The organism is Pseudarthrobacter sp. GA104 (genome assembly GCF_009741265.1).
Lineage (GTDB): Bacteria > Actinomycetota > Actinomycetes > Actinomycetales > Micrococcaceae > Arthrobacter.
Genome location: NZ_WOWL01000001.1, coordinates 4565637 through 4582510 on the forward strand (window position 1 = coordinate 4565637; position 16874 = coordinate 4582510).

The following is a 16874-nucleotide window of genomic DNA, read 5'->3' on the forward strand; positions in this document are numbered from 1 at the left end:
GGCTCCTTTGTCTGAAACGTCTAAATTGCTGATGGCCTGCAGTCCATCATGCCAGCGCCCCCGGCCAATTCCCTTGTGTGACCTACACAAAGAAGCGCCGGGCTGCTAGTTCGCCGGCGCCGGTCAGTGCCCCATGCCCAGGCCGCCGTCGACGGGGATGACAGCTCCGGAGATGTAGGCGGCCTCGTCGCTGGAGATCCAGCGGACCACGTTGGCTACCTCGGAGGCCTCGGCAAAGCGGCCCGCCGGGATGCTGGAAAGGTAGTCCTTCCGGGTGGCGTCGGGGAGTTCGGCAGTCATGTCCGTGTTGATGAAGCCCGGGGCGACGACGTTGGCCGTGATCCCCCGCGATCCAAGCTCACGCGTCAGGGAACGGGCGATGCCCACAAGGCCTGCCTTCGACGCCGAGTAGTTGATCTGGCCGGGAGCCCCGTACAGGCCGGACACGGAGGAGATCAGGACAACGCGGCCCTTGCGTAGCCGGATCATGCCCTTGGAGGCGCGCTTGATGACGCGGAACGCGCCGGTGAGGTTGGTGTCGATGACGGACGTGAAGTCGTCCTCGCTCATGCGCAGCAGCAGGGTGTCCTTGGTGATGCCCGCGTTGGCCACCAGGACCTCCACGGGACCGTGCGCCGCTTCCACTTCCTTGAAGGCGGCATCCACCGAGGCCTCGTCCGTGACGTCGGCCTTGACCCCAAGGATCCCCTCCGGGAGTTTCGATTCGCTGCGGTAGGTGACGGCCACCTTGTCGCCGTTGGCCAGGAACGCCTCGGCGATGGCCAGGCCGATGCCGCGGTTGCCGCCGGTGATGAGGACGCTGCGGGGGGCGGTGGCTGCTTCAGTCATGGAGGGGCTCCGGTATTCTGCGGCGCGCTGGGGCCGCGGTAGGTAGGGGTAATTTGGCTGACTTCGATCTTAGCGTCCGGCCCGGCCCGGGTTTGGGTGCCACTGCCGATGGTGAGAGAATTGAGCTAAGCCTTTGGAGCGTGATGAATCACCGTGACCCTTGAAAACCATGCGGGACAATCCGCGACTGGAGAACCCGGCCGGTTCTCCGGCGATGCGGAAGTCCATAGCATCACGGATGCTGCGGCGGCCCATTCCGAGGATATGCGCCAGCGCATGATCAAGTACGCGCTGGCCATGGGTATCCGCATGGTGTGCCTGATCCTGATCTTCGTGGTGGACGGCTGGTTCAAGATTATCGCGGTGGCCGGAGCCGTGTTCCTGCCGTGGATTGCGGTGGTCATAGCGAACGGCAGCGACAAGGCGGAGGGGCACAGTGACCTGCTGCTGGACTCCGCGCCGCTGGCGGAACTCGAGAGTCCCCCCGCACGCTCGGCCAATGACGAACACGTCAACGAGGTCCTTCAGGGCGAACTCATCAATGACGACGACGAAACAACAACCGGGCAGGAGCGGAGGGCATCATGAGTATTTTCGACTTCGCGGCGGGATCCGATCCCGCGCTCGCGGAATCCGCTGCCATCTGCTCACGCAAGGCCTGCCGCTCCGAGGCCTCCTGGCAGCTCCTGTGGAACAACCCTAAAATCCACACCCCCGAGCGGCGCAAGACCTGGCTCGCCTGTGCGGACCACCGGGAATGGCTGGAAGACTACCTCCAGACGAGGGGGCTGTGGAAGGAAACCCTGCCGCTTGAGGACTACCGGATCTTTGGTGCCCCGGAGCAGGACAGCTGAATGTACCGTTTCCTCTTTTCCAGCAAGTGGCTGGGTTATCTCCTGCTGGCCGCAATCTTCGCCACCGCCTGCGTGTTCCTGGGCCGCTGGCAGATGGACCGCCGCGCCGAGACCCTCGCCGAGATCAACCGGGTGGTGACCAATTACTCTGCGGCGCCCATTCCGTTCGAGGACGCCAAAGGACAATTCAGCCGGCTGGATTCCGCCTTGGAGTGGACGCAGGTGGAGCTGCGGGGCACCTATCTTGTTGACGGCCAGCGCGTGGTTCGGAACCGTCCGCTCAATGGCCAGCCTGGCTACGAAGTGGTGGTCCCGTTCCGGCTGACCACGGGTGAAACCGTCGTGATCGACCGTGGGTGGCTGCCCATCGGCAACAGGAATCCCGGCAGCCCCGACTCCGTGCCGGCGCCCCCTCCAGGTGAGGTGACCGCCGTCGTCCGCTTGAAGCATCCCGAGCCTGAACTCAAGCGCGGCGCCCCCGACGGCCAGCTGGCGTCCATCGACCTTCCCGCCTACTCCGCCCAGCTTGGGTACCCGCTGCTGACCGGAGCCTACGGGCAGCTCGCCTCCGAGACTCCCCCGGCCGCCGAGATGCCCATGGCGTTCCCCAAGCCTTCCACAGAGGAGGGCACGCACCTTTCCTACTCGCTGCAGTGGTTCGCGTTCGGCGTCCTGATGTTTGTCGGTTTCGGTTACGCCGCCCGCCAGCAGGCGCGTAACGCGGCCATTGACGCAGAGGACGACGATGCGTTTGCGGACGGCACGCCCCGCGCGGCGGCCGGGGCACCACGCCGTCGTCCGTCACCTCCCAGGAAGCGGAAGAAGGCGACATCCGAGGAAGAGGAAGACGCACTCCTCGACGCCCAGGGGTACTGACGGATGACGGAGCACGACGGCGGCCCGGTGGTCCTGGTGCGCGCGGCCCTGGTGGCTGCCGGAGTTGGGGACACCGTGCGGACTTTTCCGGCGGGCGTTCCGACGGCGTCCGCGGCAGCTGAGGCGCTCGGCTGCGACCTCGCGGCGATCACGAACAGCCTGATCTTCGACCTCAATGGGGAGCCCCTGCTGATCCTTGCCAGTGGGGCGGCACGGGTGGACACAAGGCTGGTGGCCGGGCAGCTGGGTGAAGGCAGAATCCGCCGCGCCTCCCCCGAGTTCGTCCTGCAGCATACCGGCCAGGCGGTAGGCGGAGTGGCCCCGGTGGGCCACCCGGAAAAGATCAGGGCCCTCTTGGACAGCTCCCTCAAGAAACAGGAACTCCTCTGGGCCGGAGCAGGAGACCACAACTCAATGTTCAGCATCACCTACGGGCAGTTGCAGAGAATTACCGGAGCCTTGGAGCTTAACGTCCGCTGACCCAAGGTGACAGGCCCACAAGCGCAGCGGCGTCGGTGATTTATTTAGCGTGCGTCAAAGGCGACGAAGGAGCCAGCACGCTGGAAATCACCGGCGTCGCGCAGCGAACGCAAGCAAAACCGACAGCCTAAGCCAGCGTAATCAGGTCCAAATAGTCTTCATTCCAGTGATCCTCGATACCGTCCGGCAGCAGGACGACGCGCTCAGGGTTGAGGGCCTCGACAGCCCCCTCGTCGTGGCTGACCAGGACGACGGCTCCGCTGTAGTTCTTGAGGGCCCCGAGGATTTCGGCACGGCTGGCGGGGTCGAGGTTGTTGGTGGGCTCGTCGAGGAGGAGCACGTTGGCACTGGAGGCCACGATGGTGGCCAGGGCGAGGCGCGTCTTCTCGCCGCCGGAGAGGACGCCGGCAGGCTTGTCGACGTCGTCGCCGGAGAACAGGAACGAGCCCAGGATGCCGCGCACCTCCGCGTCCTTCATGTCCGGTGCAGCGGAGCGCATGTTCTCCAGGACGGTGCGCTCGACGTCGAGGGTCTCGTGCTCCTGCGCGTAGTAGCCCACCTTCAGGCCGTGCCCGGCAATCACGTCACCGGTGTCGGGCTTGTCCACGCCCGCGAGCATCCGCAGCAGGGTAGTTTTGCCGGCACCGTTGAGTCCCAGGATGACCACTTTGGAGCCGCGGTCGATGGCCAGGTCCACGTCAGTGAAGATCTCCAGGGAACCGTAGGACTTGCTGAGGCCCTCGGCGGTAAGCGGGGTCCGGCCGCACGGCGAGGGATCCGGGAAGCGCAGCGCTGCCACCCGGTCCTGCTCGCGGACAGCCTCCAGGCCGCTCAACAGGCGCTCGGCGCGCTTGGCCATGTTCTGGGCGGCAACGGCCTTGGTGGCCTTTGCCCGCATCTTGTTAGCCTGGTCGAACAGCACCTGGGCCTTCTTCTCGGCATTGGCCCGCTCGCGCTTGCGCGCACGTTCGTCGGTTTCGCGCTGCGTGAGGTAGCGCTTCCAGTCCATGTTGTAGAAGTCGATCTGCGCACGGTTGGCATCCAGCAGGAACACCTTATTAACCGTGGCTTCGAGGAGTTCAGTGTCGTGGCTGATCACGATGAGCCCGCCCTGGTGGTTTTTCAGGAAGTCACGGAGCCACGCGATGGAGTCGGCATCGAGGTGGTTGGTGGGCTCGTCGAGGAGCATGGTCTCCGCATCCGAGTACAGGATGCGCGCCAGTTCCACGCGGCGCCGCTGGCCACCGGAAAGGGTCTTGAGCGGCTGGTTCAGCAGCCGGTCCGGCAGGGCGAGGTTGGAGCAGATAGCTGCGGCCTCGGCTTCAGCGGCGTAACCGCCGGCCGCCAGGAACTCGGACTCGAGCCGGTCGTAGCGGTTCATTGCCTTGCGCTGCACGGCAGCATCCTCGCTGGCCATCTCTTCGTGCGCCAAGCGGAGCTTGCCGACGGCGATGTCCAGGCCCCGGACGGACAGGATCCGGTCCCGCGCGAGCTGCTCCATGTCCGGCGTGCGCGGATCCTGGGGAAGGTAGCCGATTTCACCGGTGCGGGTAACTTTGCCGGCTGCCGGAAGCCCTTCGCCCGCGAGCACGCGGGTGAGCGTCGTCTTCCCGGCGCCGTTCCGGCCCACCAGCCCGATCTTGTCTCCCTTGTCGATGCGGAAGCTCACCTGATCCATCAGGAGCCGGGCGCCGGCACGCAGTTCGAGGTCCTGGACAGTAATCACAGCAGGTAAAGCCTTTCACAGCAGGGATAAGCCGCAGCCCCAAGTATCTGTGATGGGCGTGGGCGGCAATGGCCGGAGAACGGCCCATCCAAGTCTACCGTTCAACGCGCCGGGGAGGGCTACTTCGAGACGGGTCTCACGGACTGGAGTACCCGGACCATGGCTGGCGCGTTCGAAGGCACGACGGGAACCGGTATGTCCACCAGGAATTGTCCGGCGTTGCTTGCGCTTGGATGTTCACCCTGCCGCGTACACGCGGACCCAGTCAACCCGCATCTCGCCGGCTCCGTCGGCACTGGCGTCAGGGAACCAGTCCAGTTGTAAGGTCTGATGCATCGGACCGGGAGGCTGATGTGCAGGGTCGGTGTCTTCGAACCACTTTATGCCATCGACATAGCCGACGATCCCGCGCGACGACCAGTCGACCGCGTAGTTATGAAACTGCGTCACATCCAGGGGCTTGGACGCCGCGGTCTGTAAGTTCGAGCATCCATAGTGGTGGAAGAACTGGATGACGTTCCAGTCGCCGGTCGTCTCCGCATAGTCAATCTCGCCGTCACACGGCCAATTTTCACTGTCGGGCCACAGGATGGACACCAGGTGGTATTCGTTATCACCGGACCCGGCCGCCCGGACTTCCCACCGCCCGTACTTCTGGTTAGCAAACTTGGCGCCCATCCCGGCAGTCGTGCCATCCGGAGTTCCGGTCATGACCATTGTGGACCCGTTCACGGTTACCTGCTGAGGACTCCGGAGACCGTTTCCTGCGTGGCCGGCACTGTTGTAGACATTCCACTTCGCGGCATCGGGCGCGCCGGAATAATTGAACTCGTCCCCGGCCACGCTCGCGCCCCACCCCTGGACTACGGCCGCCTCGGTGGAGGTCACCGTGTCAGGCGCTGTCGTCACCACAAGTTTTGGGCGCAGGGCGGAGTTCGACGATTCCCTGGACTTAAACCCGATCCACTTCTGCGCGTTGCTTTCCAGCTTGAAGTTTTGCTCGCCGCCCTTCGGATTGACGCCCTTGGTTACATCCCATTCAACCCAGGAGCCGCTGGCGAATCCGCCGGCCTTCCCGAGCCATGTCCCGCGTGCCGGCGCGTTATTCCAGGTGACGCCCCTCTCGGTCCAGCCGCCAGATGTAGTAAAGGCGTCAACGAACTGAGTGGAATTTGCAGATGCCTCGGAATACGCCCGAAGTTTGGCTGATACGACATGTTCTCCTGCGGGCACCAGCACGGAGAACCGTAGGAGCGAGTTCCGCCAGATATACGCCCGGCCTTCCGTAGATAAACGGATGCTGTTCCCAAAGTTCGAATTCGCTTTGTCGGCCTGCACGTAAGTATCCATGACTAACGAGGTTGTCGCTGCCGCGCTTGCGGTTGTCGGAGTGATAATTGCGAACATAATCAGAATGGACGAAGCAACCGCTGCGCATTTACGCCGGAACTCAATGCCACGCCGGTTCTGCTGAGTTTGCAGCGCTTGAACGCTCGTAGCCTTCATGGTCGTCGCTGTTTCTACTAGGGATTTTGATGTACCGGCTGCCCGCGCCAGTGTCGACCCCAGAAACAACGACGGCTAAATGCGAGTTATCTCAAAGCGTAAGCCTGGAACAATAACGGAGCAATCGATCCCCTATACCCAAGTTTTTGGGACTGACAAAACACCTATACCTAATGAGTGAAATGGGTGATCGCCCTTATTCTTGCCTGGTCCGGCCGCGCGTAGGCTTCCCCTACGACGCTGAATGCTGCTGGGGCCTGGGGCGTCCGTATCGGACATCCGGTGCATTTATGCAGCACCGGCCAACGGATAGGAAGTCCATGGCTCACACGGTTGCTGCTCGACGCACGCGGGCCGCTGGCGGATCCTTGCGCCACGCTCCCACGCTGCTCCGGATCCTGCTTGTTGCGGTTTTAGCCGCCGCCCTCGCAGGCCTCAACGTACTCATCGCCCCGCGAGCGCATGCGGCGGACGTCCTCGTGGTTCCGTCGGGAGAGACAACACCCGTTCCGAGCTCCAGTGACGCGGCAGACGACACCGCGGTCTGGATACACCCCACGGATCCGTCGCAGAGCGTGGTGATCGGCACAGACAAGTTAAGTACCGGAGGAGTGGGGGTCTACGACCTGTCCGGGCGCCAGCTGCATTTCTACCTGCACGGCAGCATGAACAACGTCGATCTCCGGTACAACTTTCCGTTGGGCAGTGAGCGCGTCGCCCTCGTCGGCGTGACGGAGAGGAATGTGGAGTCGACCGGCGTTCGGTTCTACAAGGTGAACGTCGCGGACCGGTCCCTGACAGAGGTGGGGCGCATCAGCACTCCAGGCAGGCCCCGTGGCTTTGGAATGTATCACTCCCCGGCGTCGGGGAAGTACTACGCCTTTGTGCATGACTTCAATACGAATGTGATTACCCAGTTCGAGTTGGATGGCGCCAACGGATCGGTTCGCGGGACAGCGGTGCGTTCTTTCGACAACGGCGACAGCTCCGAGGGTATTTCCGCAGATGATGAGCTGCAACGTCTATACGTGTCCGAGGAGAAAGTCGGCCTCTGGCGCTACGGAGCTGAGCCGGGGGACGGCTCAACCCGGTCGCTCGTGGACCGCACGGTGGCGACCGGCGGACGAATAGTGGAGAACGTCAAAAACTCCGCCATTTACTATGGCCGGCAGGGGACCGGGTATCTGATTGTGTCGAGCCAGGGCGGATCCAACTTCGTTGTCTACAACCGCGGTGACAACGCGTTCGTCGGCTCCTTCAAGATCGTCGCCGGAGGCGGCGTCGACGGTGTCAATGGCCAAGACGGGATTGATGTCACCAATTTCCCACTTGGACCCTCCTATCCCGCTGGCCTTTTCACGAGCCAGGACCACAACAACACGGACGCGGGCAACGGTAACAGCGGTAACCAAAACCACAAGCTTGTCTCCTGGCAGCAGATTGCCGATGCGTTCAGCCCCCGCCTGCTTGTGGACACTACTTTTGACCCGCGACAAATAGGAGCAGAGGGCGGAGGCGGAGACCCCGTGCCGGACACCACCCCGCCCGATACATCGATTACAGGTGGTCCGTCAGGGACCAGTGGCAGCACTTCGGCCGAGTTCACCTTCACTGCCACGGAGCCCGGGACCTTCGAGTGTGCCTTGGATGGAGGTGCCTTCGAGGGATGTACCTCGCCGAAGAGATACGCTGATCTCGCGGTTGGCTCGCACGTCTTCACGGTGCGGGCGACCGACGCGGCCGGCAACGCGGACCCGACTCCCGCGGAGCGAACGTGGCTGATCGACACCACGGCGCCGCAAACGGAGATCTTGACCACCACAGCGGACGCTTATGTTTCCAGCGGGGCGGCGACGGCGAATTACGGGACGGCGCCGAAGCTCTCTGTGGACAACAGCCCGGTGGAGAATGCCTACCTGAAGTTTGATATGTCGGCACTCGCAGGAAGAACGATCGTGAGCGCGAAGCTCCAGATTCGGGCAACGACCAGCGGCTCAGTGGGAACCCAGAACGTCAGGCTGGTTACGGACGACACCTGGACTGAGAGCGGCCTCACGTACAGCACAAGGCCGGCGCTGGGCACCAGCATCCTGGGCACCGCCGGACCCGTCTCGTCGAACACCAGCTATGAAGTGCCACTGACTGCGTCAGCTCTGCAGGGCGAGCTCGGCGGCATCCTCTCGCTTGGCATCAACACCACCAGCAACGACGGGGCCGACTTCGGCTCAAGAGAGACAACCACCCCACCCAGGCTGGTCCTCCAGCTGGGATCAGGCACGGGGACCCCGCCCGGAGATACCACCGCACCTACGGTGACCTCGGTGACTCCTGCAGAAAATGCAGCAGACGCAGCGGTCACCGGCAATGTCACGGCTACGTTTTCGGAGGCAATGAACTCGACGACGGTCAACAACACGACGTTCACGCTTGCCGAGGGAACTTCAACCACTCCTGTGAATGCGGTCGTGACCCTCAGCAACAACACCGCCACGCTGGATCCCACCGCCAGTTTGAATCCTGGTACGCAGTACACCGCGAGGGTCACCGGGGCGAAAGATTCCTCCGGAAATGCAGTCATTGCCAAGACGTGGACTTTCACGACAGCCGCGGCTACGACGCCCCCGGAGACGGTGACGGTGACGTTGACGGCCACAGCGGACGCTTATGTTTCCAGCGGGGCGGCGACGGCGAATTACGGGACGGCGCCGAAGCTCGCGGTGGACAACAGTCCGGTGGACAATGCCTACCTGAAGTTTGATGTGTCGGCGCTCGCAGGAAAGACGATCGTGAGCGCGAAGCTCCAACTGCGGGCGACGACCAGCGGCTCAGTGGGTATGCAGAACGTCAGGCTGGTTACGGACGACACCTGGACTGAGAGCGGCCTCACGTACAGCACAAGGCCGGCCCTGGGCAGCAGTGTGCTGGGCAGTCTCGGACCCGTCGCGTCGAACACCAGCTATGAAGTGACGCTGAGTGCGTCAGCTTTGCAGCTCGGCGGAATCCTCTCGCTTGGCATCAACGCCACCAGCAGCGACGGGGCCGACTTCGGCTCAAGGGAGACAAGCACCCCGCCAAAGCTGGTGCTTCAGCTGCAATAACCGTAGGAGCTCACAGCTCACAGAACCCATCGCGGCCCCCAGGAACCAGACCCGTTACTGGCATGAACGGTGGGCCAGTTGTGCCCAGCCCTCATCCGCCGGGGCCTGCTTTAGTAGGGCCCCTACAAAATACCTCCTGCCCTGCCCCGGTAACGTCGGGACTACACCAGATCCCGCTTGTACTACCCCGACAGGACCACCATGAGCAACACCGACACTGCCGTCAGCAATACCGGCAAGACCAAGCGCCACCGCTGGAACGCCACCGACCTGGGCCTGATCGCCGTCTTCGCCGCCCTCGTGGCCGGCGCGGCCCTCGTTCCCGGCCTGGCCGTGAACGGCTTCGGCGTCCCCATCACTTTCCAGACCCTTGCCGTGATGCTCACCGGCCTGGTGCTCGGCCCCGGAAGGGGCTTCGCCGCCGTCGGCCTGTACACCCTGCTGGGCCTCGCCGGCCTTCCGATCTTCAGCCAGGGCCGCAGCGGACTGGGCATCCTCGCCGGTCCGTCCGCCGGCTACATCATCGCCTTCCCCATCGCAGCTTTGGTCGTGGGCTGGCTCGCCACCTTGGTGATCCGCCGCACCACCAAAGTCCGTGCCCTCTGGCTCTTCCTGACCGCCATGGCCACCAGCGTGCTGGTGGTGCACTCGCTCGGCGTCGCCGGCATTGCCCTGAACACCAAGGCAACCCTGGCGCAGGCATTCGTAAGCGATCTGGTCTTCTACCCCGGAGACATCGTCAAGAACATCCTCGCCGCCATCATCGCCGTCGCCCTCCACCGCGCATTCCCGGACATCCTGGTCCGCCGCGTCCGCCGCAGCACCGTCCAGACCACCGAAGCCTAGGAACAACCGCCATGCCTTCCGTGACCTTTGACAAGGCAACAGTCGCCGTCGAAACGGACCACTCCCCTGAGCCCAAGGTCCTCCTCGCCGACGTCAACCTCGAACTCACGGAACGGCGCGTGGGCGTCATCGGCGCCAACGGCTCCGGGAAGTCCACGCTGCTGCGGCTGGTCAACGGCCTCATCCAGCCGACAGCGGGCAGCGTTGCGGTCGACGGCGACGACACAGTACGTGCCGTCCGGAAAGTCCGGCGGAACGTCGGCTTCGTCTTCACCGATCCCCTCTCCCAACTGGTGATGCCCACCGGCCGGGAGGACGTGGAGCTTTCGCTGCGCCGCTCGGTGAAGAACGGCACCGAGCGGCGCAGCAAGGCCGAAGCGTCCCTCGAGCGGATGGGACTGCTGCATCTGGCGGACCAGAGCATCTACGAACTCTCCGGCGGCGAGCGGCAGCTGATGGCCCTCGCGGCCGTCCTGGCGGTGAGCCCCCAGGTCCTTGTGCTCGACGAACCCTCCACCCTCCTGGACCTTCGCAACCGGGAGCTTCTCCGCAGGACCCTGGCGGGGCTGGACCAGCAGGTCATCATGTCCACCCACGACCTTGACCTTGCACTGGAGATGGACCGCGTACTGGTCATCGACCAGGGAAAAGTCGCGTTCGACGGTGCCCCGGCGGAAGCGGTGGCAGCGTACCGCGCCCTGTGCATGGAAGGCCTCCGTGCCACGGAGCCGGGCGTCCTATGAGGGGGCACGGCTTCCTCCTGGCCAACTACGTACCGGGGAATTCACTGCTCCACCGGTCACCGCTCGCGCTGAAGTTCCTCCTGGTGTTCGGCTGCGGCCTGGCCTCGTTCATCATCCAGGACTGGCTCATCTCGGCGGCGGTACTTGGCGGACTCTGCGGCCTCTTCCTGCTCACCGGTGCGGGCCTGAAACGGCTCTGGGGAGCAATCCGCCCGCTCGCCGCCGTCCTGCTGGTCATCGGGCTGTTCCAGTGGTGGCAGCTGGGAGCCCCGACTGCGGCCAGGATCGTCCTGAACATCGTCATCTGCGTTGTGGCGGCCTCGCTGCTCACAGCCACTACCCCGGTGCAGCAGCTCCTGGATGGAGTAGTCAGGGCAGCCACGCCCTTCAGGAGGTTTGGTGCCGATCCCGAGCGGTTCGCCCTCACCATCGGCATCATGCTGCGCAGCATCCCCTACATCGCCGGCACCTTTGCCGACGTCCGGGATTCCGCCCGCGCCCGGGGCCTGGAACGAAATCCGAGGGCCCTGATCCTGCCCGTCTTCATCACCTCGGTGGCTTTCGCCCGCCAGACGGGCGAGGCGCTTGCCGCCCGCGGCCTGGGCGAAGCGGAGGACTGAAGCCCGGGAACTTCCTAGAGGCGCTCGTACTGCAGCAACGCTGCCGTACCCATGCCTCCGGCGCTGCTGATCATGGCCAGTGCCAGGCTTCCCGGCGCCGTGTTCCTGCGCGCCTGGGCGAGAAGCCGCGTCACCAGGACAGCGCCGGACGCACCGTACGCATGGCCCAAGGCCAGCGCCCCGCCGTCGAGGTTTACCCGCTCACCGTCAATCCCCAGCAGATCCAGGCAGGCAAGCGTCTGTGAGGCGAAGGCTTCGTTGAACTCCACCAGGTCCAGCTCTCCGGCGCCCACCTGCGCGGCACCGAGCACGTTCTTCGCCGCGGCGGCGGCACCGACGCCCAGCACCTCGGGGTCCACTCCTGCCGTCCCGGCGCCCAGCACCAGCAGCGCGTCCGCCGCGCCCAGTTCCCGCGCCCGCTGAAGGGATGTCAGGACGACGGCGGAGGCGGCGTCCGCGTCGAAGCATGAGTTCCCCGCGGTGACAGTTCCTCCCTCCACGAAGGCGGCCGGGAACCGGGACATCACCGCGGCGTTCAACCCCCGCCGTGGACCATCGTCAGCAGCAACAGTCCCGGCGCCGGTGTCCAACGGAACCAGCTCGCCGTCGAAATACCCTGCTTGAGAGGCGCCAAGCGCCAGCCGGTGGCTCCGGAGGGCGAAGGCGTCCTGCCGCTCCCGGCTGACACTGAACTTCTGCGCCACGGTTTCCGCGGCCACGCCCATGTCCGGGTCCCCGAAGGCCGCCGGCACAAACTGGGCCCGCCGGTAGAACTCCGGGCTGCCGTCGTCGTTCCTGTACGCGCGCAATGGCGCCGTACTGGTGCTCTCAACACCTCCGGCAAGGAACAGCGGACCACCGCCCGCTGCCACCAGCCGTGACGCGAGGACGATCGCGTCCAGCCCCGAACCGCACTGGCGGTCCACGGTGATGCCGGGAACACTGACGGGCATTCCGGCCTCGAGCAGGGCCAGGCGCGCCACATTTCCGCCGCCGCCCACGGCGTTGCCGATCACTACGTCGGCAACGGCACCGGGCTCAACCCCGACGCCGGCCAGAAGGCCGCGCAGGACAGGCGCCAGCAACTCGTGGGCGCGCAGTTTCCGGAGGGCGCCGTTGGTGCGGCTAACCGGCGTCCGCAGGGCCGCGATGATGACGGGCTGCCGGTCCGGAGGGAGCTGGTCAGCCGCCAAGGCTGCGCACCCTCGGGTCCCGGGACTCTATCCAGTCCAGCAGCAGACTCCTGCTGACCTTGCCGCGGTCCGTGGCGGGCAATTCGGCCAGCAGGTAGTACTGGAGCGGCCGCTTGTCCCGTGCCAGCAGCTCTTCGAGTCCCGCCCGGAGCTGCGTTGCCGTGACCGCCCCATGGGAGGGGACGACGCCGGCCACCACCCTTTGGCCGCGCAGGTCGTCGGGCATTCCGGCAGCCACGGCGGCGGAGACCCCGGGCACCGCTGACAGTGCCAGTTCAACCTCGTGCGGATAGACGTTCCTGCCGGCCGTGAGGATCATGTCCGCGCGGCGGCCCAGGATGTGCAGTTCCCCCTCGGCGAGATACCCCTGGTCCCCCACTGTGAACCAGCCGCCGAAGGACTTCAGGGCCTGGCCGTCGTCGCCCCAGAGGTAGCCGTTGCTGACCATCGGGCTCCGGACCCAGATGTTCCCGGCGTCACCGTCCGGGAGGGGCATGCCGGCGTCATCGAGGATCCGGACGTCCACGCCCGGGAAGGGCCGGCCAATTCCGGTGCCGCCGTGCACGGCAGGCTGGCGGGCCGGCAGCCCGGCCCCGGACACAAAGCTCAGCTCCGAGGCGCCGTAGTACTCGAAGATGGTGGCGTTCGGGGCCCAGCGGCGCGCGGCCTCCAGCGTCCGCGCGTCCAGCTTCGAGCCTGCACAGATGATGGTGCGGACCCCGGAAGCGTCCACGCATCCGGTCAGGCCGCGCTCGCTGAGCATCCTTAGCATGGTGGGCACCAGCACCAGCCTGGTGACGCGGTCATGCGCGATGGCGGTATGGACGTCCCCGACGTCGAAGGATTCGAGGGTCTGGAACTCGGACCCCGCATAAAGGCACTCTGCCAGGGCGTAGAGGTTGAGGCTCGCGGCGAGCGGCCCCGGCGCCAGCGTCACATCATCCTGGCGGAGCCCAAAGAACTCGATCGAGGCGTCGAAGGATTCCTGCCAGGACCGCCGGGAGCGCGTGAAGGCTTTGGGAACCGAGGTGGTGCCGGACGTCAGGCCGATGAGGAAGGTGCCCTCCGGCACGCCGTCCGCCAGCTCATCGTCCGGGGACACCGGTGCCGGAAGTGCGGATGCTTCGACGCGCCGCCTGATGTCCTCCTGCAGCTGGGCGGCCCACGCCGGGTCGAGGACGGCGCACTGGCGCCCGCCCGCCACCGCGGCGGCGAATTTGGTGGCGAAGTCAACCGAATTGGCCTCACAGAGGGCCGTGACGGACTTGGCGTGGGCTACCAGCGCGGCGGCGGAATCCCGGAACTCCAACCAGGAAAGGCGCCGTCCTGCAATCACGACGGCGGTGTCGTGCGGCCGTTCATCGGCCCAGCGCTGGATTCGGTTGAGGAAAGGCATCGCATCAACTTTACCGGCCGGCACGGATTGAGCCGCGGGCCCGCGGGTATTGTGACTTTATGAGTTTCAATGACAATGTGCAGCTGGACCCCTCGCAGGTCCAGGACCGGCGCGGCATGGGCCGCGGAGTCAAAGTGGGCGGCGGCATCGGCGGCGGGCTCATCCTGCTCATTGCCGCGCTGCTGGGCGTCAATCCCCAGCTGTTGGAGGGCCTGGCCGGTGCGGGCCAGGCACCGCAGAGCCAGGGCACGGCTCCTGCCTGCCAGACCGGGGCGGATGCGGACGCCCGCGTGGACTGCCGCATCACCGGCACAGTCAACAGCCTGAACGCTTTCTGGCCTGCCTACCTGCAGCAGTACAACGTGCAGTACCCGCAGCCGGAGACCGTGATCTTCGACCAGGCGGTCAGCACCGGCTGCGGCACGGCCTCCAGCGCGGTGGGACCGTTCTACTGCCCCACCGATACCACCGCCTACTTTGATCCCGGGTTCTTCCAGGAACTCGTGGACCGGTTCGGTTCCTCAGGCGGGCCGCTGGCGCAGGAGTATGTGGTGGCCCACGAGTTCGGACACCACATCCAGAACGTGCTGGGCAGCCTCGACCAAGCACAGCAGGATCCGCAGGGGCCGGAGTCCGGTGCAGTCCGGGTTGAACTGCAGGCTGACTGCTACGCCGGACTCTGGGCGAAACACGCATCCACCCAGCCGGGCCCCGACGGCCAGCCGTTCCTGGAAGCCCTCACGCAGCAGGACCTGAACGATGCACTGTCCGCCGCGTCTGCGGTTGGCGACGACCGGATCCAGGAGGCGGCCACCGGCCGTGTCACGCCCGAGGCCTGGACCCACGGATCCAGCGAGCAGCGCCAGCGCTGGTTCTACCGCGGCTACGAGACCGGGGACATCAACCAGTGCGACACGTTCTCGGCACCCTCGCTCTAACTCCGCCGAGCGCTCTGCAGCTCTAGCCCCATCGATTGCTCCGTACGTGTCGTTTTGAGGTCTGAAAACGGCATATACGGAGCACTCGATGAGGGTACGACGACGGCGGGTCACCTTTCCTGGGAAAGATGACCCGCCGTCGTCGTACTTGTGAAGCTCTCAGATGTTGAAGCCGAGTGCCCGCATCTGGTCCTTGCCGTCGTCCGTGATCCGCTCGGGACCCCATGGCGGCATCCAGACCCAGTTCAGGCGCCAGTCGTCAACAACGCCGTCCAGGGCCTTGCCCACCTGTTCCTCCAGGACGTCGGTGAGCGGGCAGGCCGCGGTGGTCAGGGTCATGTCGATCAGCAGCGCGCCGTCGTCATCGGAGTACTTCAAGCCGTACAGCAGGCCCAGGTCAACGATGTTGACGCCGAGTTCGGGGTCGATGACATCCTTCAGCGCCTCCTCGACGTCCTCAAGGCTCGTGCGTGCCGTGTTGATTTCGGTCATGGCAAGTGTCCTTTACTAGGCCTGTGCTGCGGCGGAGGCCGCGATGGTGGCCGCGCCGGCGCCCTTGGCGTAGCGGTCGTAGCCTTCTTCTTCCAGGCGGTCGGCCAGCTCCGGGCCGCCTTCCTCGACAACCTGGCCGTCCACGAACACGTGCACGAAGTCAGGCTTGATGTAGCGCAGGATGCGCGTGTAGTGCGTGATGAGCAGCGTGCCCATCTTGCCCTCGGCGTGGGCGCGGTTGACGCCCTCGGAGACGACCTTCAGCGCGTCGACGTCCAGGCCGGAGTCGGTCTCGTCCAGGACGGCGAACTTCGGCTTGAAGAGTTCCAGCTGCAGGATTTCCACACGCTTCTTTTCGCCGCCGGAGAAGCCTTCGTTCACGTTGCGCTGGGCGAAGTCGGCGTCGATCCGCAGCTTCTCCATGGCAGCCTTGACGTCCTTGGTCCAGGTGCGGAGCTTGGGCGCTTCGCCGTCGATGGCAGTTTTTGCGGTGCGCAGGAAGTTGGTCATGCTGACACCGGGGACCTCCACCGGGTACTGCATGGCCAGGAAGACGCCTGCACGGGCGCGCTCGTCAACACTCATCGCCAGGACGTCTTCGCCGTCGAGGGTGATGGAGCCGCTGGTGACGTTGTAGCGCGGGTGGCCCGCGATGGTGGAGGCCAGCGTGGACTTGCCGGAGCCGTTGGGGCCCATGATGGCGTGGGTCTCGCCGGTCCGGATGGTCAGGCTGACGCCCTTCAGGATTTCCTTGGTTCCCTGCTCCGTCTCAATGCTGACGTGCAGGTCCTTGATCTCAAGAGTAGACATGTGTCTTGTTCTCCTCTGCACCGTGCCTGCCGGCCGCGGTGCGCTCTCTGTCTGGAAGTTGGTTCGTAATTCTGTGGTGCTAGCTGAAGTTCGGAGCTTCGGCGCCGTTGAGGACAGTGGTGACGTCCACGTAGACCTCGTCCCCGCGGATGTCGACGGCGAAGACCGGGACGGGATCGTAGGCCGGCAGCTGCAGCGGCTGCCCGCTGCGCAGATCGAACTGGGACCCGTGGCCCCAGCACTCGATGGCGCAGCCTTCGACCTCGCCCTCGGAGAGCGAAATGTCCGCGTGCGAGCAGGTGTCGCCGATGGCGTGGATCTCCCCCATGGAGTCCTTGACGATGGCCACAGGGTAGTCGTCGATCAGGATCCGCAGCGCCTGCTTCAGCTGGATTTCATCCGCCTTGCAGACAAGCTCGCCCTTTGGCTGGTCAGTCATCTGTAAAC

General features: G+C 65.1%; 17 protein-coding genes. 9 read left to right on the forward strand and 8 right to left on the reverse strand.

Annotation, left to right across the window (positions count from 1 at the left end; genetic code table 11):
• Nucleotides 1-123: 123 nt before the first annotated feature.
• The gene (locus tag GK109_RS20965; protein WP_157242343.1) at nucleotides 124-849 is read right to left on the reverse strand and encodes a beta-ketoacyl-ACP reductase; all 726 of its coding nucleotides are present in this window, start codon (nucleotides 847-849) and stop codon (nucleotides 124-126) included.
• Between the two features lie 153 nt (nucleotides 850-1002).
• On the opposite strand from GK109_RS20965, the gene GK109_RS20970 reads away from it, so the two are divergent.
• From GK109_RS20970 to GK109_RS20985, 4 genes are read left to right on the forward strand one after another with little or no spacing between them, the layout of a single operon-like run.
• Nucleotides 1003-1437 carry a DUF3099 domain-containing protein gene (locus GK109_RS20970; protein WP_370460740.1) on the forward strand — a complete coding sequence of 145 codons (435 nt, stop codon included), beginning with the start codon at nucleotides 1003-1005 and terminating at the stop codon, nucleotides 1435-1437.
• A complete protein-coding gene (locus GK109_RS20975) occupies nucleotides 1434-1703 on the forward strand; it encodes a hypothetical protein (protein ID WP_157242344.1) in 270 nt (89 codons plus the stop codon). The genes GK109_RS20970 and GK109_RS20975 overlap by 4 nt, the downstream gene beginning before the upstream one ends.
• Nucleotides 1704-2579, forward strand: a complete 876-nt coding sequence (locus GK109_RS20980) for an SURF1 family protein (RefSeq protein WP_157242345.1) — start codon at nucleotides 1704-1706, stop codon at nucleotides 2577-2579.
• Between the two features lie 3 nt (nucleotides 2580-2582).
• Nucleotides 2583-3059 carry a YbaK/EbsC family protein gene (locus GK109_RS20985; protein ID WP_157242346.1) on the forward strand — a complete coding sequence of 159 codons (477 nt, stop codon included), beginning with the start codon at nucleotides 2583-2585 and terminating at the stop codon, nucleotides 3057-3059.
• Between the two features lie 127 nt (nucleotides 3060-3186).
• On the opposite strand, the gene GK109_RS20995 is transcribed toward GK109_RS20985, so the two are convergent.
• Together GK109_RS20995 and GK109_RS21000 are read right to left on the reverse strand one after the other, a co-directional pair.
• Complete coding sequence (locus GK109_RS20995) at nucleotides 3187-4785, reverse strand: ABC-F family ATP-binding cassette domain-containing protein (RefSeq protein ID WP_321216198.1); 1599 nt, start codon at nucleotides 4783-4785, stop codon at nucleotides 3187-3189.
• A gap of 237 nt (nucleotides 4786-5022) precedes the next feature.
• Complete coding sequence (locus tag GK109_RS21000) at nucleotides 5023-6135, reverse strand: DNRLRE domain-containing protein (RefSeq protein ID WP_157242347.1); 1113 nt, start codon at nucleotides 6133-6135, stop codon at nucleotides 5023-5025.
• A 476-nt stretch (nucleotides 6136-6611) separates the two neighbouring features.
• On the opposite strand from GK109_RS21000, the gene GK109_RS21005 reads away from it, so the two are divergent.
• The 4 genes from GK109_RS21005 to GK109_RS21020 all read left to right on the forward strand — a co-directional run bounded on the left by GK109_RS21005 (nucleotide 6612) and on the right by GK109_RS21020 (nucleotide 11598).
• The gene (locus GK109_RS21005; RefSeq protein ID WP_197432523.1) at nucleotides 6612-9389 is read left to right on the forward strand and encodes a phytase; all 2778 of its coding nucleotides are present in this window, start codon (nucleotides 6612-6614) and stop codon (nucleotides 9387-9389) included.
• Between the two features lie 201 nt (nucleotides 9390-9590).
• A complete protein-coding gene (locus tag GK109_RS21010) occupies nucleotides 9591-10235 on the forward strand; it encodes a biotin transporter BioY (RefSeq protein ID WP_157242349.1) in 645 nt (214 codons plus the stop codon).
• Nucleotides 10236-10246: 11 nt separating this feature from the next.
• Nucleotides 10247-10978, forward strand: a complete 732-nt coding sequence (locus GK109_RS21015) for an energy-coupling factor ABC transporter ATP-binding protein (protein WP_157242350.1) — start codon at nucleotides 10247-10249, stop codon at nucleotides 10976-10978.
• Nucleotides 10975-11598, forward strand: a complete 624-nt coding sequence (locus GK109_RS21020; RefSeq protein ID WP_157242351.1) for an energy-coupling factor transporter transmembrane protein EcfT — start codon at nucleotides 10975-10977, stop codon at nucleotides 11596-11598. The genes GK109_RS21015 and GK109_RS21020 overlap by 4 nt, the downstream gene beginning before the upstream one ends.
• Before the next feature lie 14 nt (nucleotides 11599-11612).
• Here the strand turns inward: GK109_RS21020 and GK109_RS21025 are convergent, their stop codons facing one another.
• Nucleotides 11613-12791: a thiolase family protein gene (locus tag GK109_RS21025; RefSeq protein WP_157242352.1), complete on the reverse strand. Its 1179-nt coding sequence runs from the start codon at nucleotides 12789-12791 to the stop codon at nucleotides 11613-11615.
• Nucleotides 12781-14187 carry a class I adenylate-forming enzyme family protein gene (locus tag GK109_RS21030; RefSeq protein ID WP_157242353.1) on the reverse strand — a complete coding sequence of 469 codons (1407 nt, stop codon included), beginning with the start codon at nucleotides 14185-14187 and terminating at the stop codon, nucleotides 12781-12783. The genes GK109_RS21025 and GK109_RS21030 overlap by 11 nt, the downstream gene beginning before the upstream one ends.
• A 59-nt stretch (nucleotides 14188-14246) precedes the next feature.
• Between GK109_RS21030 and GK109_RS21035 the strand changes: the two genes are divergently transcribed.
• A complete protein-coding gene (locus GK109_RS21035; RefSeq protein ID WP_157242354.1) occupies nucleotides 14247-15125 on the forward strand; it encodes a neutral zinc metallopeptidase in 879 nt (292 codons plus the stop codon).
• A 159-nt stretch (nucleotides 15126-15284) separates the two neighbouring features.
• Here GK109_RS21035 and GK109_RS21040 read toward each other — a convergent pair whose 3' ends face one another.
• The 3 genes from GK109_RS21040 to GK109_RS21050 form a co-directional block, all read right to left on the reverse strand.
• Entirely contained in the window at nucleotides 15285-15617 is a 333-nt protein-coding gene (locus GK109_RS21040; protein ID WP_157242355.1) for a metal-sulfur cluster assembly factor, read from the reverse strand.
• Nucleotides 15618-15632: 15 nt separating this feature from the next.
• Entirely contained in the window at nucleotides 15633-16427 is a 795-nt protein-coding gene (gene sufC / locus GK109_RS21045; RefSeq protein ID WP_104997919.1) for a Fe-S cluster assembly ATPase SufC, read from the reverse strand.
• Between the two features lie 79 nt (nucleotides 16428-16506).
• Nucleotides 16507-16866, reverse strand: a complete 360-nt coding sequence (locus GK109_RS21050) for a non-heme iron oxygenase ferredoxin subunit (RefSeq protein ID WP_157242356.1) — start codon at nucleotides 16864-16866, stop codon at nucleotides 16507-16509.
• Between the last annotated feature and the right edge of the window lie 8 nt (nucleotides 16867-16874).